The organism is Streptomyces sp. NPDC040545 (genome assembly GCF_055595065.1).
In genome coordinates this window covers 1-20054 of the sequence record NZ_JBVIWA010000018.1, presented here as the reverse complement: position 1 = coordinate 20054, position 20054 = coordinate 1, and the positions used below count along the sequence as shown (strand labels likewise).

At 69.1% G+C, this 20054-nt stretch carries 18 protein-coding genes and 5 tRNA genes; 9 read left to right on the top strand and 14 right to left on the bottom strand.

The annotated features are described in order from the left end of the window. Positions 1-77: 77 nt before the first annotated feature. The 4 genes from ACZ573_RS28750 to leuC all read right to left on the bottom strand — a co-directional run bounded on the left by ACZ573_RS28750 (position 78) and on the right by leuC (position 3289). Entirely contained in the window at positions 78-758 is a 681-nt protein-coding gene (locus ACZ573_RS28750; RefSeq protein ID WP_471309433.1) for an HU family DNA-binding protein, read from the bottom strand. Between the two features lie 144 nt (positions 759-902). After that, on the bottom strand, positions 903-1130 hold the full coding sequence (locus tag ACZ573_RS28745; RefSeq protein ID WP_030009267.1) for an SCO5555 family protein: 228 nt from the start codon (positions 1128-1130) through the stop codon (positions 903-905). A gap of 137 nt (positions 1131-1267) precedes the next feature. Continuing rightward, entirely contained in the window at positions 1268-1861 is a 594-nt protein-coding gene (leuD, locus tag ACZ573_RS28740; RefSeq protein WP_301366290.1) for a 3-isopropylmalate dehydratase small subunit, read from the bottom strand. A gap of 3 nt (positions 1862-1864) precedes the next feature. After that, the gene (gene leuC, locus ACZ573_RS28735) at positions 1865-3289 is read right to left on the bottom strand and encodes a 3-isopropylmalate dehydratase large subunit (RefSeq protein WP_471309428.1); all 1425 of its coding nucleotides are present in this window, start codon (positions 3287-3289) and stop codon (positions 1865-1867) included. Between the two features lie 184 nt (positions 3290-3473). Between leuC and ndgR the strand changes: the two genes are divergently transcribed. Continuing rightward, positions 3474-4190 carry an IclR family transcriptional regulator NdgR gene (gene ndgR, locus ACZ573_RS28730; protein WP_007266782.1) on the top strand — a complete coding sequence of 239 codons (717 nt, stop codon included), beginning with the start codon at positions 3474-3476 and terminating at the stop codon, positions 4188-4190. A 167-nt stretch (positions 4191-4357) separates the two neighbouring features. Here ndgR and ACZ573_RS28725 read toward each other — a convergent pair. From ACZ573_RS28725 to ACZ573_RS28685, 9 genes are all read right to left on the bottom strand, one after another. Further along, a tRNA-Glu gene (locus tag ACZ573_RS28725) sits at positions 4358-4430 on the bottom strand. Positions 4431-4453: 23 nt separating this feature from the next. After that, positions 4454-4525 (bottom strand) — tRNA-Gln (locus ACZ573_RS28720). A 21-nt stretch (positions 4526-4546) separates the two neighbouring features. Beyond that, positions 4547-4619, bottom strand: a tRNA-Glu gene (locus tag ACZ573_RS28715). Positions 4620-4680: 61 nt separating this feature from the next. Continuing rightward, a tRNA-Glu gene (locus ACZ573_RS28710) sits at positions 4681-4753 on the bottom strand. Positions 4754-4780: 27 nt separating this feature from the next. Beyond that, positions 4781-4852: transfer RNA gene (locus ACZ573_RS28705), tRNA-Gln, on the bottom strand. A gap of 86 nt (positions 4853-4938) precedes the next feature. After that, positions 4939-5667 carry an HAD family hydrolase gene (locus tag ACZ573_RS28700; protein WP_471309424.1) on the bottom strand — a complete coding sequence of 243 codons (729 nt, stop codon included), beginning with the start codon at positions 5665-5667 and terminating at the stop codon, positions 4939-4941. A 476-nt stretch (positions 5668-6143) separates the two neighbouring features. Then, entirely contained in the window at positions 6144-7619 is a 1476-nt protein-coding gene (gene gltX, locus ACZ573_RS28695; RefSeq protein ID WP_471309420.1) for a glutamate--tRNA ligase, read from the bottom strand. Then, positions 7612-8418 (bottom strand): fumarylacetoacetate hydrolase family protein, encoded by an 807-nt coding sequence (locus ACZ573_RS28690; RefSeq protein WP_189745462.1) that lies wholly within the window; start codon positions 8416-8418, stop codon positions 7612-7614. Before ACZ573_RS28690 ends, gltX begins: the two co-directional genes overlap by 8 nt. Positions 8419-8513: 95 nt before the next feature. Then, positions 8514-8702 carry a hypothetical protein gene (locus ACZ573_RS28685; RefSeq protein WP_030009260.1) on the bottom strand — a complete coding sequence of 63 codons (189 nt, stop codon included), beginning with the start codon at positions 8700-8702 and terminating at the stop codon, positions 8514-8516. A gap of 579 nt (positions 8703-9281) precedes the next feature. Here ACZ573_RS28685 and ACZ573_RS28680 point away from each other — a divergent pair. The 8 genes from ACZ573_RS28680 to ACZ573_RS28645 all read left to right on the top strand — a co-directional run bounded on the left by ACZ573_RS28680 (position 9282) and on the right by ACZ573_RS28645 (position 19560). Continuing rightward, complete coding sequence (locus tag ACZ573_RS28680; protein WP_471309412.1) at positions 9282-12902, top strand: sensor histidine kinase; 3621 nt, start codon at positions 9282-9284, stop codon at positions 12900-12902. Positions 12903-12911: 9 nt separating this feature from the next. Continuing rightward, a complete protein-coding gene (locus ACZ573_RS28675) occupies positions 12912-13325 on the top strand; it encodes a roadblock/LC7 domain-containing protein (protein ID WP_030708442.1) in 414 nt (137 codons plus the stop codon). Positions 13326-13477: 152 nt separating this feature from the next. Continuing rightward, entirely contained in the window at positions 13478-13870 is a 393-nt protein-coding gene (locus tag ACZ573_RS28670; protein ID WP_030014827.1) for a DUF742 domain-containing protein, read from the top strand. After that, on the top strand, positions 13851-14435 hold the full coding sequence (locus ACZ573_RS28665) for a GTP-binding protein (RefSeq protein WP_266605322.1): 585 nt from the start codon (positions 13851-13853) through the stop codon (positions 14433-14435). Before ACZ573_RS28670 ends, ACZ573_RS28665 begins: the two co-directional genes overlap by 20 nt. A gap of 293 nt (positions 14436-14728) precedes the next feature. Further along, positions 14729-17920, top strand: a complete 3192-nt coding sequence (locus ACZ573_RS28660; protein ID WP_471309408.1) for a sensor histidine kinase — start codon at positions 14729-14731, stop codon at positions 17918-17920. Between the two features lie 10 nt (positions 17921-17930). Further along, positions 17931-18344: a roadblock/LC7 domain-containing protein gene (locus tag ACZ573_RS28655; RefSeq protein WP_030037347.1), complete on the top strand. Its 414-nt coding sequence runs from the start codon at positions 17931-17933 to the stop codon at positions 18342-18344. A gap of 93 nt (positions 18345-18437) precedes the next feature. Then, positions 18438-18992 (top strand): DUF742 domain-containing protein, encoded by a 555-nt coding sequence (locus ACZ573_RS28650; protein WP_471309405.1) that lies wholly within the window; start codon positions 18438-18440, stop codon positions 18990-18992. After that, on the top strand, positions 18973-19560 hold the full coding sequence (locus ACZ573_RS28645; protein ID WP_215149809.1) for a GTP-binding protein: 588 nt from the start codon (positions 18973-18975) through the stop codon (positions 19558-19560). Before ACZ573_RS28650 ends, ACZ573_RS28645 begins: the two co-directional genes overlap by 20 nt. A gap of 173 nt (positions 19561-19733) precedes the next feature. On the opposite strand, the gene ACZ573_RS28640 is transcribed toward ACZ573_RS28645, so the two are convergent. Then, a complete protein-coding gene (locus tag ACZ573_RS28640; RefSeq protein ID WP_471309401.1) occupies positions 19734-19934 on the bottom strand; it encodes an acyl-CoA carboxylase subunit epsilon in 201 nt (66 codons plus the stop codon). Between the last annotated feature and the right edge of the window lie 120 nt (positions 19935-20054).

Sequence of the window (20054 nt, the reverse complement as noted above, 5' to 3'; positions counted from 1 at the left end):
CTGACCTGCGACGGAACGCACCGCGGGCCGGCTTCCCCAGCAGGGGGAAGCCGGCCCGGCGTGTGTGACCCGTACCCCTACTTCTTGCGGGCCGTGGTCTTCTTCGCGGTGGCCTTGCGCGTCGCCGTCTTCTTGGCGGGCGCCTTCGTCGCGGCGGTGACCTTCTTGGCCGCCGGGGCGGTCTTCTTCGCGGCGGCGGTGGTCTTCTTCGCCGTGGGCGTCGTCTTCTTGGCGGTCGCGGTCGTCTTCTTCGCGGTGGCCGTGGCCTTCTTCGCCGTGGGCGTGCTCTTCACCGCCGCCTTCTTGGCGGTCGCGGTGGCCTTCTTCGCCGTCGCCTTCTTTGCGACCGTGGTCTTCGCCGCGGCCTTCTTGGCGGTGGTGGCCTTCTTCGCCGCGGCCTTCTTGACCGTCGCGGAGGCACCACCCGTAAGGCTGCCCTTGGGCGCCTTCTTCACGGAGACCTCGCCACCCTTGGGGAGCTTCTTGGTGCCGCTGACCAGGTCTTTGAAGCCCTGGCCGGCACGGAAGCGGGGCACAGAGGTCTTCTTGACCCGGACGCGCTCACCCGTCTGCGGGTTACGGGCGTAACGGGCCGGACGGTCGACCTTCTCGAACGAGCCGAAGCCCGTGACCGAGACCCGGTCGCCCGCGACGGTAGCGCGGACGATCGCGTCCAGTACCGCGTCGACAGCATCCGCGGCCTGCTGACGGCCGCCCAGCTTGTCGGCAATCGCTTCTACGAGCTGCGCCTTGTTCACGTCTTCCCCTTCGGAGACTTCGCCAGAACGAATGTGTTCAAGCTTATTTCGCACGTTAGGCGGATATATACCGCAAATCAAACACGAAACGGGCTAATCACCCTAGTGCCGCAACGCTGTAGGCCGTTACGGAGTTCCTTCGCATCAGTCGCCTTCAGGGAATCGACCCTCGTCGAGGTCCTTCATCAACCTGTCCAGGCGCCTTGCCGCATCGGCGAGATCATGCTTCGCCGCGGCCGTGACGACCAACAGCTTCCGGGACAGCGCCATCCTTACGCCCTCCGGGACTTGCAGTGAGCGCACCCGTGTGTGTGCTTCTTTCAACCGGTCCGCGACGAGTTCGTAGAGCTCGAGTTGACTGTCGCGTTCCATGCACAGATTGTGCCATCTGGGGCGAGTTGTCGCCTCACGGGGCCTCAACAAACGGCTGTGCCCCCCGCCGGAGGGCGGGGGGCACAGTGTTGTCGATGTGATCACCCGAAGGTGAATAAGCGCTGATCAGGCAGGAATCAGGCCTGAATCGTGCGCGGCTTGAAGGTGGGTCGGGCGCTTTCGTACGTGGCGATGTCCGCTTCGTTCTGAAGGGTGAGCGAGATGTCGTCCAGGCCCTCCAGCAGACGCCAGCGGGCGTTGTCGTCGAGTTCGAACTCCGCGACGACGCCTTCCGCTCGCACCTGGCGGTCGACCAGGTCGACGGTGATCTCGGCGGCCGGGTCGGCCTCCGTCAGCTTCCACAGCTGCTCGACGGTCTCCTGCGGGAGGACGACGGTCAGCAGGCCGTTCTTCAGCGAGTTCCCGCGGAAGATGTCGGCGAAGCGGGAGGAGATGACCGTCTTGAAGCCGAAGTTCTGCAGGGCCCAGACGGCGTGTTCGCGCGAGGAACCCGTACCGAAGTCGGGGCCGGCGACCAGGACGGTCGCGCCGGCGCGCTCCGGGCGGTTCGTGACGAACTCCGGGTCCTTGCGCCAGGCCTCGAAGAGCCCGTCCTCGAACCCGTCGCGGGTGATCTTCTTCAGCCAGTGGGCCGGGATGATCTGGTCGGTGTCGACGTTGCTGCGGCGCAGCGGGACGGCCCGGCCGGTGTGGGTGGTGAAGGCTTCCATGGTTCAGACTCCGGCGGTCGCGTCGGCGGCGGACAGGTCGGCGGGCGAGGCCAGATGGCCCAGCACCGCGGTGGCGGCGGCCACCTGCGGGGAGACCAGGTGGGTGCGCCCGCCCTTGCCCTGCCGGCCCTCGAAGTTGCGGTTGGAGGTGGACGCGGAGCGTTCACCGGGAGCCAGTTGGTCGGGGTTCATGCCCAGACACATCGAACAGCCCGCGTGCCGCCACTCGGCGCCGGCCTCCTTGAAGACCTTGTCCAGACCCTCTTCCACGGCCTGCAGGGCGACCCGGACCGAGCCCGGGACGACCAGCATCCGTACGCCGTCGGCGACTTTGCGGCCCTCGACGATGCCGGCGACGGCGCGCAGGTCCTCGATGCGGCCGTTGGTGCAGGAACCTACGAAGACGGTGTCGACCTTGATGTCCCGCAGCGGCTGTCCGGCGGTCAACCCCATGTACTCCAGGGCCTTTTCGGCGGCCAGGCGCTCCGAAGCGTCCTCGTACGAAGCCGGGTCGGGGACGTGGGCCGACAGCGGCGCGCCCTGGCCCGGGTTGGTGCCCCAGGTGACGAAGGGGGACAGCGCGGTGCCGTCGATGACGACCTCCGCGTCGAAGACCGCGTCGTCGTCCGTGCGCAGGGTCTTCCAGTACTCGACCGCCGCGTCCCAGTCCTTGTCCGTGGGGGCGTGGTCACGGCCCTGCAGGTAGTCGAAGGTGGTCTGATCAGGGGCGATCATGCCCGCACGGGCACCGGCCTCGATCGACATGTTGCAGATGGTCATGCGGGCTTCCATCGACAGCTTCTCGATGGCCTCGCCCCGGTACTCCAGGATGTAGCCCTGGCCGCCGCCGGTGCCGATCCTGGCGATGATCGCCAGGATCAGGTCCTTGGCGGTGACGCCCTCGGCCAGCGCGCCGGTGACGGTGATCGCCATCGTCTTCGGGCGGGCCAGCGGCAGCGTCTGGGTGGCCAGCACGTGCTCGACCTGGCTCGTACCGATGCCGAAGGCCAGCGCGCCGAAGGCGCCGTGCGTGGAGGTGTGCGAGTCGCCGCAGACCACGGTGGTGCCGGGCTGGGTCAGACCCAGCTGCGGTCCCACGACGTGGACGACGCCCTGCTCCACGTCGCCCAGCGAGTGCAGGCGCACGCCGAACTCGGCACAATTCGCCCGCAGCGTCTCCAGCTGGGCGCGGGAGACCGGGTCGGCGATCGGCTTGTCGATGTCGATGGTGGGGGTGTTGTGGTCCTCGGTCGCGATGGTGAGGTCGAGGCGTCGGACCTTGCGGCCGGCCTGACGCAGTCCTTCGAAGGCCTGCGGGCTGGTCACCTCGTGCAGCAGGTGCAGATCGATGAAGAGGAGGTCGGGCTCGCCTTCGGCGCGCCGGACGACATGGTCGTCCCAGACCTTCTCCGCGAGTGTCCTACCCATCGCTTTCCCTCCGGCCGGCCGGTTGTGCCGGCGCTTCATAGAGATCTTGTGCGCCGTGCCGCCCGTACCCCACGTCCCGGACGACGGCTCGGACCCAGTGGTTCGTGGACCCGCACATACAGACTCGCTGGTTCTTGGAAAAATTGAACTTGCGTTTCACAGTGTGAGACGCGAATATCGTTTCATGGACAACTCTAGCGGCGTCGGCGTTCTCGACAAGGCAGCTCTGGTATTGAGCGCACTGGAGTCCGGTCCGGCCACCCTCGCCGGGCTGGTCGCGGCGACAGGGCTCGCACGACCCACGGCACATCGCCTTGCCGTGGCACTGGAACACCACCGGATGGTGGCGAGGGACATGCAGGGCCGGTTCATCCTCGGACCGCGGCTGGCGGAGCTCGCCGCCGCGGCCGGCGAGGACCGCCTGCTGGCCACGGCGGGACCGGTACTCACCCACCTCCGTGACGTGACGGGAGAGAGCGCGCAGCTCTACCGCCGTCAGGGAGACATGCGCATCTGCGTGGCGGCCGCGGAGCGGCTGTCGGGCCTTCGGGACACCGTCCCGGTGGGCTCGACGCTTCCGATGAAGGCCGGTTCGGCCGCGCAGATCCTGATGGCCTGGGAGGAGCCCGAGCGGCTCCACCGCGGTCTTCAGGGCGCGCGCTTCACGGCGACGGCGCTCTCGGGCGTCCGGCGTCGCGGCTGGGCGCAGTCGATCGGCGAGCGGGAGCCCGGCGTGGCCTCCGTGTCGGCGCCGGTGCGCGGGCCGTCGAACCGCGTGGTGGCCTCCGTATCGGTCTCCGGACCGATCGAGCGGCTGACCCGCCACCCGGGCCGGATGCACGCCCAGGCCGTCATCGACGCGGCCGCCCGGCTCACGGAGGCCCTGCGCCGCTCGGGCTGAGCCCCTTCGGGCCCACAGGGCCTTTTCCCCCGCCCGTCCCCCGGGCCCGGGGGCGCGTACGACGCCGCACACGTCCTGACACGCGCCTTCGGGCCCGTTACTTATCTGTGCGCCGGCATATACGAAAGAGGCCCTCCGCGATGAACGCGGAGGGCCTCTTCGATGCGTACCCCCGACCGGATTCGAACCGGCGCTACCGCCTTGAGAGGGCGGCGTGCTAGGCCGCTACACAACGGGGGCTAGCTGGTGCTGCTGTTACTGCGCTGGGCTACCAGGACTCGAACCTAGAATAAGGGAACCAGAAACCCTCGTGTTGCCAATTACACTATAGCCCAAAGTGGTCTAGACCAGACCAGTACCCCCGACCGGATTCGAACCGGCGCTACCGCCTTGAGAGGGCGGCGTGCTAGGCCGCTACACAACGGGGGCCCTAGCGATCCTGCTTCGAGACGTCCGGGTGCGACCCAAGAGATCTCGCGGGAAGGATCTGTACCCCCGACCGGATTCGAACCGGCGCTACCGCCTTGAGAGGGCGGCGTGCTAGGCCGCTACACAACGGGGGCAAAGCACTGCGTTACTGCTGCACTGCGCTGGGGTACCAGGACTCGAACCTAGAATAAGGGAACCAGAAACCCTCGTGTTGCCAATTACACTATACCCCACCAAAAGTCAACCCCTTGCGGGGGCTTTTCTTTGGGTGGCGCCTCCGTCCGGCCTCTCGGCCCGCTCCGGCGGCGCAGAAAGAACATTACCGGATGCCTGACCGTGCTCCAAAACGGGTATCCCGTGCCAGCAGCTGAGGGAGCTGGTCAAGGCCCTCGATGCGGTGCGCGCCGTCGGGCCCGGGGCCGCGGCCGCCGTCGCGGTCGATCCAGACGGCCGTCAACCCGGCGTCACGCGCTCCCCTTGCGTCGATCTCCGGCTGGTCCCCCACGTACGCCACCTCGCCGGGCGGCAGCCCGAGCGCCTCGCACGCGGCCAGGAAGGCCCCCGCCTCGGGCTTGCTGATCCCGAGTTCGACGGCGCAGACCAGCACCTCGAAGCGGTCGCGGAGCCCGAGGTCGCGCAGCTTGGGGTCCTGGTTGGCGAGGGAGGAGTTGGAGAGCACCCCGTGCCGGTAGTCGGCCGCGAGGGCGTCGAGGGCGGGCACCACGTCGGGGAAGACGCTCCAGCCGGCCTTGTAGTGCTCCACGTACCGGTCGAACCAGGCGTCGGCCTCGTCCGCGGTCATCCCGGGCTCCTCCAGGAATTCCCGCACCCGCTCCTGCCGCTGCCCCTGGAAGGTGCCCTCGCCGGCCGCGAAGCGCGCCCAGTGCCGGTCGGTGATCTCCCGCCACAGCGCGAGCGCCTGCGCGGGGGTCCCGTACCGGTCCGCCAGACCCGCGGCTTCCACCTGCCTCGCCAGCCCGGCGGCGTCGGCCCCCGTGTAGTCGAAGAGGGTGTCGTCGATGTCCCAGAGAACCGCTCGGATGACCATGCCCCAAGTATGCGAAACCCCTGTGGACCATGTCTCACGGACGCAAGAAATGGAATTCAGTTCTCCATTTTCATTTCCCCTGACCTCGGGGTCCGACCGCAGCGGCTACACACAGCCGGAACGGGCCGAGGTGGCAACTGCCGTGCTCGCCGTGTTCGTTCCGGCCGGACGCCTGGCACAGGGAGCGCCGCAGGAGGACGCGGCGCGACCGCGGACGCCGGCCCCGTACAGCGCGGCGCCGCGACCTCCGGGGTCGATCCCGGAAAGAGGGGCCCGGGTCGGTCGATTCTGGATTTCCGCAGGGATTCCGAACACTCGCGGGCCGTCGGGGCGTGCAGGAAAAGGGCTGCTGTACGCGTCCGGTTCATTGCAGAGGCGGAAATCCCGCTCGGACCTCGGAGCCCGGACCACAGAACTCAGGCCCGGACCCCTGGCAACTGCCTCGGGGTCCGGGCCTGGTCTTCGTACGGGAGCGGTCAGGCGGCGAGCTTGGCCAGCGCCGCGTCGATACGGGCCAGCGAGCGCTCCTTGCCCAGGATCTCCAGGGACTCGAAGAGCGGCAGGCCGACCGTGCGGCCGGTCACGGCCACGCGGACCGGGGCCTGGGCCTTGCCGAGCTTGAGGCCGTGGGCCTCACCGGCGGTCAGGACGGCCTGCTTGAGCGACTCGGGGTCGGCCCAGTCCGCCGACTCCAGGTTGGCGCGCGCCGTGGTGAGCAGTGCGGCCGGCTCGCCCTTCATCGCCTTGTCCCACGAGGCCTGGTCCTCCACCGGCTCCTTCAGGAACAGGAAGTCGACGTTGGCCGTGATGTCCGACAGGACGGTCACCCGGGTCTGGGCGTACGGGGCGATCCGCGCCCAGGCCTCGGCGTCGAAGTCCTCGGGGGCCCAGTTGGCGTGCGGGGCCTGCAGCCACGGGGCGCAGGCGTCCGCGAAGGCCTTCGGGTCCAGCAGGCGGATGTGATCGGCGTTGATCGACTCGGCCTTCTTCAGGTCGAAGCGGGCCGGGTTCGCGTTCACGCCGTCGATGTCGAACTTCGAGACCATCTCCTCGATCGAGAAGACGTCCTGGTCCTTGGAGAAGGACCAGCCGAGGAGCGAGAGGTAGTTCAGCAGCCCCTCGGGGAGGAAGCCGCGCTCGCGGTACAGGTTGAGCGAGGCCTCGGGGTCGCGCTTGGAGAGCTTCTTGTTGCCCTCGCCCATCACGTACGGCAGGTGGCCGAAGGCGGGGGTGCTCTTGGCGACGCCCAGTTCGATCAGCGCCGCGTAGAGGGCGATCTGGCGGGGGGTCGAGGACAGCAGGTCCTCGCCGCGCAGGACGTGCGTGATCTCCATCAGCGCGTCGTCGACCGGGTTGACCAGCGTGTAGAGCGGGGCGCCGTTGGCCCGGACGATGCCGAAGTCCGGCACGTTCTCCGGGGTGAAGGTCAGCTCGCCGCGCACCAGGTCGGTGAAGGTGATCGGCTCGTCCGGCATCCGGAAGCGGACGATCGCCGGGCGGTGCTCGCCCTGGTACGCCTCGACCTGCACGGGGGTGAGCTCGCGGCAGTGACCGTCGTACCCGGAGGGCTTGCCGGCGGCGCGGGCGGCCGCGCGGCGGGCGTCGAGCTCTTCGGTGGAGCAGTAGCAGTGGTACGCGTAGCCGCCGTCGAGCAGCTTCTTCGCGACGTCCGCGTAGATGTCCATGCGCTCGGACTGGCGGTACGGGGCGTGCGGGCCGCCGACCTCGGGACCCTCGTCCCAGGTGAAGCCGAGCCAGCGCAGCGAGGCGAGCAGCTGGTCGTAGGACTCCTCGGAGTCACGGGCCGCGTCGGTGTCCTCGATGCGGAAGACGAACGTACCGCCGTGGTGGCGGGCGAACGCCCAGTTGAAGAGTGCGGTCCGGACCAGGCCCACGTGGGGGTTGCCGGTCGGGGAGGGACAGAAACGTACGCGGACAGGTCCGTTAACCACGCTTGATCACCTTGTTGGTGAGAGTGCCGATGCCTTCGATGGTGACGGCGACCTCGTCGCCGACGTTGAGGGGGCCGACTCCGGCCGGGGTCCCCGTGAGGATGACGTCGCCGGGCAGCAGCGTCATGGCCTCGGAGATGTGGACGATCAGGTCCTCGATGGAGCGGACCATGTCGCTGGTGCGGCCGAGCTGGCGCTGTTCGCCGTTGACCGTGCACTGGATGGTCAGGTCGCTCGGGTCCAGGTCGGTCTCGATCCAGGGGCCGAGGGGGCAGGCGCTGTCGAAGCCCTTGGCCCGGGCCCACTGCTTCTCCCGCTGCTGGACGTCGCGCGCGGTGACGTCGTTGGCGCAGGTGTAGCCGAGGATGACGTCCTTGACCCGCTCCTTGGGGACCTCGCGGCACATGCGGCCGATGACCACGGCGAGCTCCGCCTCGTGGTGGAGGTCCTGGGAGAAGGAGGGGTACGTGATCGGGTCGCCCGGGCCGACCACCGAGGTGGAGGGCTTGAAGAAGGTGATCGGGGCGTCGGGACGGCCTTGATCGTCAAAGATGGCGTTGCCGAGCTCCGCCGCGTGCTCCGCGTAGTTGCGGCCGATGGCCACGACCTTGTTCGGGAGCACGGGCGGCAGCAGCCGGACCTTGCTCATCGGGACCTTCGTACCCGAGAGCTCGAAGTCCGCGAAGGGGATGCCCTTGATGATGTCGAGGACGAGCGTGGAGTCGTCGCCGGGGGCGCCGTCGCCCTCGACCGCGCCGAACGCGACGTTGCCGTCGATCGAGAACCTGGCGATGCGCACCTGTTGCGTCTGCCCCTCTGTATTTCCGCTGGCTGGAGTCTGCGGACCCCAGGCTAACGCGGCGGGCAGCGGCGCTTCACGTTCTTGGGGGGTGGCTACTCCGCGGCGGCGGCGACCGGCACGTTCATCAGGACGGTGCGGCGCGGGTTCGCGGTCTGCGTCGGCAGCTCGACGGCGTGCTCCGGGGTGGCCGGTGCCGCCTGCAGGTCCTCGGCGTCCTTGAGGTGCGCGAGGGTCGTGCGGCGGGGGTTGGCTATGTTGCGGAACATCGTCGTCGTCTTCATCGGAGTTCGGGGTCCTCGGTTCGATCTATGGATGTCGGTTGTCGTATGCACCAACCCTGGCGCCAACCCTTTAAGGGGCAAGGCTAAACATCTGAATCCCCCGGCGAACCAGGAAGTAATGGCCACGGCTGTGTGAGTTTGCTCACCCTTGACCCGACATTACCGGCATAATGGACAGTCAATTTCACCCCCCGAAACGGACATTGCGCCACTGAATGCGCCATTCCGCTCCTGATCATCTCGACTGGGACACCTTGACGGCCACGTTGTTTGGATGGCGTAAGTCCGGTTTCTACCGAATGCAGTCGCACATCGTGTAGCCCATCTATCACAAGCCGTAACCGACTCTCCGGCCCGACACTCGCACCTTGTTGGAGATCCTCCACTGTGCTGGAATTCGCGGGACCGCCGCGGGAATGAGCCGGCGCGCAGGTGGCGCGACACCGCGCCGAGCGCGGTGGCAAAGAGAGGAAGACGCGCCGGTCACCGACGACCACCATGGGGCGGCAAGTGCCCCACGACTCGACACCGTCCCACCGGTCTCCCGGCGGGACGCCTGGTCCAGAGGTTGCGACGCTAGTGCAGGGACGATTCAAGAGGGATGGCAGCGCTGCGGCGGAGCAGGAGCCGCGCGGCGGGACCGACCGTGGCTCCTCGCCCCAGCACGCCCAGAACCGCGGGCCGGCTGTCGAAGGCGCAGGCCCCGACACCTCCGCCGCGGTGAAGGCGAAGGGCCGTGGGAAGTCCGTGAAGGCCAGGGTCAAGGCGAAAGCCGGATCCCCCGCGCCTGCCGGACCGGCTGAGCAGGACGAGGCGATACCGAAGGCCCCGAACGGGCCCGGTTCTCGTCTCGCCATGCAGAACTGGCGCATCAGTACGCGACTGGTGTCGCTGCTGACCCTGCCGGTCGTCGCCGCCACCACGCTCGGTGGTTTCCGTATCAACGACTCGCTCAACGACATCGCACAGCTGGAGCACATGCAGCTGCTGACGACGATGACGCGACAGGCCACCAACCTGGCCGCCATGCTCCAGGAGGAGCGCGACCTCTCCGCAGGTCCGCTCTCCCTCTCCAGGGGCAAGACGACCAGCAGTGTCGACGTCGTCCGTCAGCAGACGGACACCGCTGCCAAGGCCTTCGCCGCCGCGACCGACAAGGTCGACAGCACGGGCGCGAAGGACGACACGCTCCGGTCGATCCGTAACAACGTCCTGCAGATCGGCCGTCAGCTCACCAACATCGAGACGATCCGCACCCGGGCGTACGTCAACGGCGCCCAGCAGACCGTCAGTGAGTACAACGCGGTCATCGTCTCGCTGCTTTCGCTCTCCCAGGACATGGCGCAGGCCACCTCCAACCCGGAGATGATCAAGCGTACCCGTGCCCTGGCCGCGTTCTCCGCCGCCAAGGAGTACGCCTCCATCCAGCGCGCGATCATCGCCGCCTCGCTCCCCGACACCAACGAGCGCCAGGGTGAGCTGAAGGAGAACGACCGGCTCTACGCCCTCTCCGCCCAGAAGGGCGAGCAGCAGGCGAAGACGACCTTCGGACTCGTCTACCAGGGCCGGACCGAGGAGCTCCTCGCGGGTCTGGGTGACAGCAACTCCGAGATCTCCACCGCCGACGGCTACTCCCGCCGCGTCCTGGCCAGCCAGGACGCGTTCCTCCGGGAGAAGAACCGCTCCTGGCTCGACTGGTACGACGCCGACGGCACCAAGCTCCAGGCCATGAAGGTCATCGAGCTGACCCTGCTCGAGGAGATGGAGCAGAAGGCCCGTGAGCTGAAGAACGAGGCCCAGCAGGACGCCATCATCAACGGTGCCCTGATCCTCCTCGTCCTCGGTGTCTCCCTCGTCGGCGCCTTCGTCATGGCCCGCTCGATGATCCGCTCGCTGCGCCGCCTGCAGGACACCGCGACGCGCGTCGCGCAGGACCGGCTGCCCGAGCTCGTCAAGCAGCTCTCCGAGTCCGACCCACAGGACGTGGACACGTCCGTGGAGTCGGTCGGTGTGCACACCCGCGACGAGATCGGCCAGGTGGCCGCGGCATTCGACGACGTGCACCGCGAGGCCGTCCGACTCGCCGCCGAGCAGGCCCTCCTGCGAGGCAACGTCAACGCGATGTTCACCAACCTCTCGCGCCGCTCGCAGGGCCTCATCCAGCGTCAGCTCTCGCTCATCTCCGAACTGGAGTCGCGCGAGGCCGACCCGGACCAGCTGTCCTCGCTCTTCAAGCTCGACCACCTCGCGACCCGCATGCGCCGTAACGGCGAAAACCTCCTCGTCCTCGCGGGCGAGGAGCCGGGCCGCCGGTGGACCCGCCCCGTCCCGCTGGTCGACGTGCTCCGTGCCGCGGCCTCCGAGGTGGAGCAGTACGAGCGCGTCGAGCTGGCCTCGGTGCCCGGCACCGATGTCGCCGGCCGCGTGGTCAACGACCTCGTGCACGTCCTCGCCGAGCTGCTGGAGAACGCCACCTCGTTCTCCTCCCCGCAGACCAAGGTCAAGGTCACCGGTCACGCACTTCCCGACGGCCGCGTGCTCGTCGAGATCCATGACACCGGTATCGGCCTCTCCCCCGAGGACCTCGCCGCGATCAACGAGCGACTCGCGTCGCCGCCGACCGTGGACGTCTCCGTCTCCCGGCGCATGGGTCTGTTCGTGGTCGGCCGCCTGTCCCTGCGACACGGCATCCGCATCCAGCTGCGCCCCTCCGACTCGGGTGGTACGACGGCCCTCGTCATGCTGCCGGTGGACGTCGCCCAGGGCGGCAAGAAGCCGGCTCCGATGCCGGGCCAGGGCGGCCCCGGTGGCGCTCCGGGTGCTCCCGGTGCCCAGGGTGCCGTAGGCGGTCCGGCCGCACGTCCGTCCGTGGGCTCGGGCCCGCAGCGCGGTCAGGTCGCCGGTGGCGGCCAGCGCGCCGCTCTGCCGGGCCGCGACGGCCCCGGCCAGCGTCCGCAGGGCGGTCGCCCGCAGCAGGGTGGGCCCGGTGGCCGTCCGCAGCAGGGTCCGACCACCGCGGGTCAGGGCCAGGGTGCCTTCGGTTCCGGTGCGCCGCTGCCGGCGCGCGGTCCGGTCGCCAGCGCCGGGTTCGGCGGTGGCCCGCAGGCCCGTCCGGCTTCCGGTCCGACCGGATACCCGCAGGGCAACGGCTTCGAGCGACCCCAGCAGCCTCAGCAGCAGCAGCCCCAGCAGTCGCAGTCCCAGCAGCCGGCCCCGCCCGCGGCACCGGCTTCGAACGGACCCCGGCCGCAGCTGCCGCCGCGCGGTGGCGCTCCTCGTGCGGAGCTCCCCGGCCCGCAGACCACCAGCTGGGGCAGCGACCAGGCGCGCGGTCACGACGAGCTGTCGGGCCCCGGCTCGACGGCCGAGTTCGCCCGCCCGGACTTCAACGCCCCGATGCCCCAGGCGGACGGCGGCAACAGCACGACCGGACAGTTCGAGCGTCCGGACGTGCGGGGCCCCATGAACCCGTCCTCCACCGGACAGTTCGAGCGCCCGGGCTACCAGCCCCAGCGTCCCGGCGGCCCCGGTGTCGGCGGCTACGCCCCCCAGCAGCCCCAGCAGCCCCAGGCTCAGGCTCCGCAGGCCGGCAACGGGTACGCACCCGCACCGGCCGCGCGTCCCGAGACCCCGCGGCTGCCGCAGGCCCACCGGCCGGAGGCACTGCCCCCGGCCCAGAGCTCCGGCGACGCCCGCAGCCCGATCTTCGACACCCTGGAATCGAACTGGTTCCGCGAGGAGGGGCAGCAGCCCCCCGCGCAGGGACCGGGCACGGCGATCCCCCAGCAGGGCCAGCAGTCCGCTCCGGCGGCTCCGCAGCAGCAGCCGCTGCCGCAGCGCGGGCAGGAGCAGGCGGCCGAGTCCGCCGTCACGGCGACCGGCACCACGCCGACCGTCAGCTGGCGGTCCTCGCCGAACGACGAGCTGATGCGGCAGGCCGAACGCGTGCGTCAGCCCGCCGCAGGCGGCATCACGACCTCAGGGCTGCCCCGCCGGGTCCCGCGGGCGAACCTCGTGGCCGGCACTGCGCAGCAGCAGACCGAGGCACAGGCGGGTCCGCAGGTCTCGCGGGCGCCGGACGACGTCCGCGGCCGTCTGACCAACCTCCGACGCGGTATCCAGCAGGGCCGTCAGGCCGGCAACAACGGACCGGCGACCGGCAGTTACCACATCGACCCCACTTACCAGCAGGAGCGTTAGTTGAGTTCGATGAGCCAGGCGGCACAGAACCTGAACTGGTTGATCACCAACTTCGTGGACAACACCCCCGGGGTGTCCCACACGGTGGTGGTCTCCGCCGACGGACTCCTTCTGGCGATGTCCGAAGGATTCCCCCGCGACCGCGCCGATCAGCTGGCGGCCGTGGCCTCCGGACTGACCTCGCTGACCGCCGGTGCCTCCCGTATCTTCGAGGGTGGCGCCGTCAACCAGACCGTGGTCGAGATGGACCGGGGTTTCCTCTTCCTCATGTCCGTCTCGGACGGATCCTCGCTGGCCGTACTGGCGCACCCCGAGTGCGACATCGGCCTCGTGGGCTACGAGATGGCTCTTCTGGTGGATCGCGCGGGCAGTGTCCTCACCCCGGACCTGCGCGCCGAACTCCAGGGAAGTCTGCTCGGCTGACTTCCCACTCTCCCGGCCGGACGGTACTACCGGCCGGGAGATCGGGGCCCCGCCCCGGAATCCAGTACGCCCGCCAGGCCGTCATCCCGTTCCCCCCACCGGCCGCCCCGTAAGACGGCACGCTGACCACTGCTGTCCAGCCCGGAGGATCAATGACCCCGCCCCCCGCCTACTCCGATTCGTACGGAGACTCGTACTCGGAAGGCGATCAGCCGCTGGTGCGTCCGTACGCGATGACCGGCGGCCGGACCCGGCCCCGCTACCAGCTCGCCATCGAGGCTCTGGTCAGCACCACCGCCGATCCGATGCACCTGTCCGGCCTGCTCCCGGAGCACCAGCGCATCTGCACGCTGTGCCGCGAGGTCAAGTCGGTCGCCGAGGTCTCCGCACTGCTGTCGATGCCGCTCGGTGTCGCCCGGATCCTCGTCGCCGACCTGGCGGAGGCCGGAATGGTGGCCATCCACCAGCCGGGCAATGGAGAGGCCGGCGGCACGCCGGATGTAACGCTGCTCGAAAGGGTGCTCAGTGGCCTTCGGAACATCTAGCGGAGCGGCTCCAGCTCGCTCCACCACCTCCGCGAAGATCGTGGTGGCGGGCGGCTTCGGCGTGGGCAAGACCACGTTCGTCGGAGCCGTGTCGGAGATCAACCCGCTGCGCACCGAAGCCGTGATGACCAGCGCCTCGGCCGGGATCGACGACCTCACCCACACCGGTGACAAGACGACCACCACCGTCGCCATGGACTTCGGCCGCATCACCCTGGACCAGGACCTGATCCTGTACCTCTTCGGTACGCCGGGCCAGGACCGCTTCTGGTTCATGTGGGACGACCTGGTCCGCGGCGCCATCGGTGCGATCGTGCTCGTCGACACGCGCCGCCTCGCCGACTGCTTCCCCGCCGTCGACTACTTCGAGAACAGCGGCCTGCCCTTCGTCGTGGCCCTCAACGGCTTCGAGGGTCACCAGCCCTACACGCCGGAGGAAGTCCGCGAGGCCCTGCAGATCGGCCCCGGTGCTCCGATCATCACCACCGACGCCCGCCACCGCGCGGACGCCAAGAGCGCGCTCATCACGCTCGTCGAGCACGCCCTCATGGCGCGGCTCAAGTAACACGGTTTCAGTTGTCGCGCGGGAGGGGCGGGCTGTGTCTTACGACACGGCCCGCTCCTGTCGTTCATAACGTTTCGACAGAGAATTACGGCCAATTGGCAACGGGGTGCGGTCGCCTGGTACCACTGCGCGCACAACTGCCCCCGCTTTTGCCGCAGGACGCTCTTTATGTCCGGTTTACGTAGGGCATAAGCTTCTGGGTACGGCCGGATTCAACTGTTTGGAACACGGCCGTTAACCGTGCTGGAATTCAACGAACTAGCTAGTAGCACCGCCGAGAGGTTGTTGGTCGAGTGAGGCGAAGCATCGCAAGCCCCGCGGATGAACCCGCGCGCGGCAACTTCACCCCGCCGCCGCGAGCGGCCGCGTCGCCCGTCGACGTGCCCGTGGACCCGCCCGCGAGCAGCGGGAGCAGCAGCAGGTTCTCGCCCCGCAACTGGCGTGTGCCGACCCGTCTGAACGCCATCCTGCTCGTGCCGGCCCTCGTGGGTCTGGTCATGGGCGGCTTCCAGGTGAAGGGCTCCATCGACACCTGGAACGAGGCCAAGGACGCCGAGAACATAGCCATGGTCGTCCAGGCGGCCTCGGGCTACAGCCAGGCACTGCTCAACGAGCGTGACCTGACCGCCGAGCCCCTCCTGAACGGCCAGACGAAGGACCCGAAGGTCCTCAAGGCCTACGCGGACACCGCCGCGGCCAAGGAGAAGTTCGACCAGGCCGTCAAGGACATGCCGAAGAACCTCGGCCTGGAGCGGCGCCTGGACCTCTTCCGCGCGGAGGAGCCCAAGCTCGACGCCGTACGCGACAAGGCGTACGTGGCGGCCTTGGAGAGCCCCAAGAAGAATCTGCCCACCGCGGCCGGGCCCATCCCGACCGAAGAGGGCTATGTGCTGGTCCAGCACTACCTCATGCAGTTCGCGAACGAGCTCGGTCTCGGCACCGGCAACGTGACCTCGTACGGCCGCATGGTCTACGCGATCCAGCTGGCCAAGGCTGCGAACTCGCTGCAGCGCGCCGTGGGTACGCACCTGCTGGTGCGCCCGAGCGCCGACGAGAACACCCGCAAGGCTCAGCTCGTCGCCTTCTCCTCCTACGCCTACCTCGAGGACATCGCCATCGGCGAGTACGTCGCGGCGGGTACCGAGGACGACGTGAACCGCCTCAAGGCGGTCATGGCCAAGAAGTCCGAGGAGGGCAAGGCCAAGATCGCCGACGCGAAGCACCAGGCCGAGCAGGCCGGTGTCCGCTTCACGCCGCCGCCGACGATCAACGACTCCGCGCTCGCCGGCATGACCGACGCGATCGCCAACAGCGAGAGCAAGAAGAAGCTCTCCGAGACCGGGGCGACCCCCGCGTTCTGGCAGGCCGCCGCCACCGCGAAGTTCGACGGTTACGACGAGGTCGAGAAGGAACTCCTCGACAAGGCCGTCAAGGACGCCGTCGCGGTCTCCGACGACGCCCGCACCGACGCCATCGTCAACGGCGCCATCGTGGTCGTGGCCCTGCTCGCCGCCTTCATCCTCGCCGGCATGATGGCCCGCCAGATGGGCCGCGCGATGGCCCGCCTGCGCGCCGCCGCCTTCGACATCGCCGAGCAGCGTCTGCCGATGCTCGTCGACCAGCTCTCGCGCACCGATCCCGGCAAGGTGGACACCCGTGTCCACCCGATCCCCATCGACTCCCAGGACGAGATCGGCGAGGTCGCCCGCGCCTTCGACCAGGTCCACCGGGAAGCGGTACGGCTCGCGGCCGAGCAGGCGCTCCTGCGAGGGAACGTCAACGCGATCTTCACGAACCTCTCCATGCGCAACCAGTCGCTGATCGAGGGCCAGCTGACCCTCATCACCGACCTGGAGAACAACGAGGCCGACCCGGACCAGCTGGAGAACCTCTTCCGCCTGGACCACCTGGCCACGCGTATGCGCCGCAACGGCGAGAACCTCCTCATCCTCGCGGGCGAAGAGCCGGGACGCCGCTGGGACCAGCCGGTCCCGCTCGTCGACGTCCTGCGCGCCGCCTCCTCCGAGGTGGAGCAGTACGAGCGCATCGAGCTCTCCGGTGTCTCGGAGGCCGAGATCCACGGCCAGGCCGTGACCGACCTCGTGCACCTGCTCGCCGAGCTCCTGGAGAACGCCACCACGTTCTCCTCCCCGCAGACCAAGGTCCGTGTCAACGCCACGCGTCTGCCCGACGGCCGCGTGATGGTCGAGATCCACGACAAGGGCATCGGCCTCACCGCCGAGGACTTCGCGGACATCAACCACAAGCTGGCCAACCCGCCGACCGTGGACGCCGCGATCTCGCAGCGCATGGGTCTGTTCGTGGTCGGCCGGCTGGCGGACCGCCACAGCATCCGCGTCCAGCTGCGCCCCTCGGGCGAGGCTGCCGGTACCACCTCGCTGGTCATGCTCCCCGACGCCATCACCCACGGTGGCGGTGGCGAGGGCATCCCGGACGACGACTTCACGGTCTCGCAGATCATCCCGGAGCAGCAGGCCCAGCAGGCCGCCCCGCTGCGCACCGCCGCCGAGCTCGGCTTCGACGACTCTCGGTACGAGCAGCAGGGCTCCGACGGCCTCGCCGCCGACCCGGTCGGCCGGTCCCTGGGACAGCAGGAGCGCCGGGCCGCACTGGCGGCCCAGGTGGGTTACCCGCAGGAACAGCAGCAGTACTCCGCCCAGGAGTATCCGGAACCTCAGCCGGAGCACGGGTACCAGGAGTACCAGGGCTACGAGCAGCAGTCCGAGCAGGCCTACGACACCTCCTACGAGGCCCAGCAGGCTCAGCAGGCACAGCAGGGCTACGAGGCGTACCCGCAGCAGGACTACGGCTATACGGAAGACGGTTACCCGGACCAGCAGCCGGCCGCTCAGGGCTACGACAATGGCTTCGAAGCCGGGTCGGGGCAGGCCGAATGGCCCGAACAGAACACCTATCCGGCTGCCTACCAGCAGGATTACGGGACTGAATCGGAATCCCAGGCCGTCCCCGAACCGGCTCCGGAGCGCGTAGGCTTCGACCGTCCGGGTGCCGCTGCCGACACCGGTCACGCGGTGACCGGAGCGGGCCTGCCGCGACGCGGCAGCCAGCAGCAGTGGCCGCCCGGGAAGCAGGAAGCGGAGTCCACCGGATCCCTCTTCGAACAGCGGTCGCCGCGTCAGCAGCAGCCCGCCGAAACGGAGCGGGCGCCGGAGGGAACTGAAGGCACCGCCGCCTGGCGTTCGCGCAACGACGAACGCTGGCAGCAGGCCGGAAAGCTCCGTGAGCCGAAGGCGGGCGGGGTCACCCCGTCCGGTCTCCCTCGGCGCGTGCCCAAGGCCAACCTGGTCGAGGGCGCAGCGGAGACGACCCCGCAGGGCGGCCCCCAGGTCTCCCGCGCTCCGGAGGACGTCCGCGGCAGGTTGAGCAACCTGCGGCGCGGTGTCCAGCAGGGACGCAGCGCGGGTTCTGAGCAGTCAAGTAACAGCTATGACCAGGAGCGTTAGTGTGAGCCCGATGAGCCAGGCGGCACAGAACCTGAACTGGTTGATCACCAACTTCGTGGACAACACCCCCGGGGTGTCCCACACGGTGGTGGTCTCCGCCGACGGCCTTCTTCTGGCGATGTCCGACGGATTTCCGCGCGACCGCGCCGATCAGCTGGCGGCCGTGGCCTCCGGACTGACCTCGCTGACCGCCGGTGCCTCTCGCATCTTCGAGGGTGGTGCCGTCAACCAGACCGTGGTCGAGATGGACCGGGGATTCCTTTTCCTCATGTCCGTCTCGGACGGTTCGTCCCTCGCGGTGCTCGCGCACCCGGAATGTGACATCGGCCTCGTGGGCTACGAGATGGCTCTTCTGGTGGATCGCGCGGGCAGTGTCCTCACCCCGGACCTGCGCGCCGAGCTGCAAGGAAGTCTTCTCAACTAGCAGACAGGCAGTGCGTTTCGCGCCATCGCACCATAGGGTGCGGTGGCGCGGTTCCACAGGGAGTACTGCGTACTTGGAGTCGGAGGAGGAAACGTGACAACACCCGGAGGACATCCTTATGGCGGCGCGCAGCAGCCGCAGGGTGGGCACGACCAGAACCGCTTCAACTTTCCCTCCGCACCGAGCCGGCCCGTGCAGGAGCAGAACCCCTACCAGCAGCAGCCGTACGGACAGCCCCAGCAGCCCCAGTACCAGATGCCTCAGCAGCCGCCTCCGCGCGCCGCGCGGCAGCCGGCGCCGAAGGCCCACAACCCGCTGGTGCGTCCGTACGCGATGACCGGCGGCCGTACTCGGCCGCGCTACCAGCTCGCCATCGAGGCGCTGGTCAGTACCACGGCGGATCCCGCGCGTCTGCAAGGGCAGTTGCCCGAGCACCAGCGCATCTGCCGTCTGTGCCAGGAGATCAAATCCGTCGCGGAGATCTCGGCACTTCTCTCCATTCCTCTTGGTGTCGCCCGCATCCTCGTCGCCGACCTGGCGGAGGCGGGCCTTGTCGCCATTCACCAGCCCGGCGGCGACGAGTCTGCCGGTGGCCAGCCAGATGTGACACTGCTCGAAAGGGTGCTCAGTGGACTTCGCAAGCTCTAACGGCGGAGCGGCTCCTGCTCGCTCCACCACCTCCGCGAAGATCGTGGTGGCGGGCGGCTTCGGCGTGGGCAAGACCACGTTCGTCGGCGCGGTCTCCGAGATCAACCCGCTGCGCACCGAAGCCGTGATGACCAGCGCCTCGGCCGGGATCGACGACCTCACCCACACCGGTGACAAGACGACCACCACCGTCGCCATGGACTTCGGCCGCATCACGCTCGACCAGGACCTGATCCTGTACCTCTTCGGTACCCCGGGCCAGGACCGCTTCTGGTTCATGTGGGACGACCTGGTCCGCGGCGCCATCGGCGCCGTCGTGCTCGTCGACACGCGCCGCCTCGCCGACTGCTTCCCCGCCGTCGACTACTTCGAGAACAGCGGCCTGCCCTTCGTCGTGGCCCTCAACGGCTTCGACGGGAACCAGGCCTACACGCCGGAGGAAGTCCGCGAGGCCCTGCAGATCGGCCCGGACGCCCCGATCATCACCACCGACGCCCGCCACCGCGCGGACGCCAAGAGCGCGCTCATCACGCTCGTCGAGCACGCCCTCATGGCGCGCCTGCGGTAGCAGCCCTGCCGTACCCGACAGGCCCCCGTGTCGCGACGCGGGGGCCTTCGCCATGGAGCGGCTCCTGCGTCTCCCTGGCGCCTGCGGAGCCTCGCGCGTACGGCGGCCCCCTGCGGGGGTACGCGGAAGGCCCCGCACCCTGGACGGGTGCGGGGCCTTCTGGGCTCGGGAACTCAGCCCTGCCAGCTGTGCGGGGCGCGGAAGCCGGGCGTGCGCTCCAGGCGGCGCCAGCCGGCCTGGCCGGGCAGGCGCACCGGGGTCTCGTCGGGCGTGGCGGCGGCGCGGGCGAGGAGGATCGCGGTGATGGCGGCGAGTTCCTCGGGGGCGGCGTTGCCCTTCTCGACCTTCAGCAGGGTGTCGGCGGTGATGCTCATGTGGTGGCAGGTCTCCTTCGCGGTTACTGCGGCGGGTTGCCGTGCTTGCGGGACGGCAGATCGGCGTGCTTGTTGCGGAGCATCGCGAGGGCGCTGACGAGGACCTCGCGGGTCTCGGCG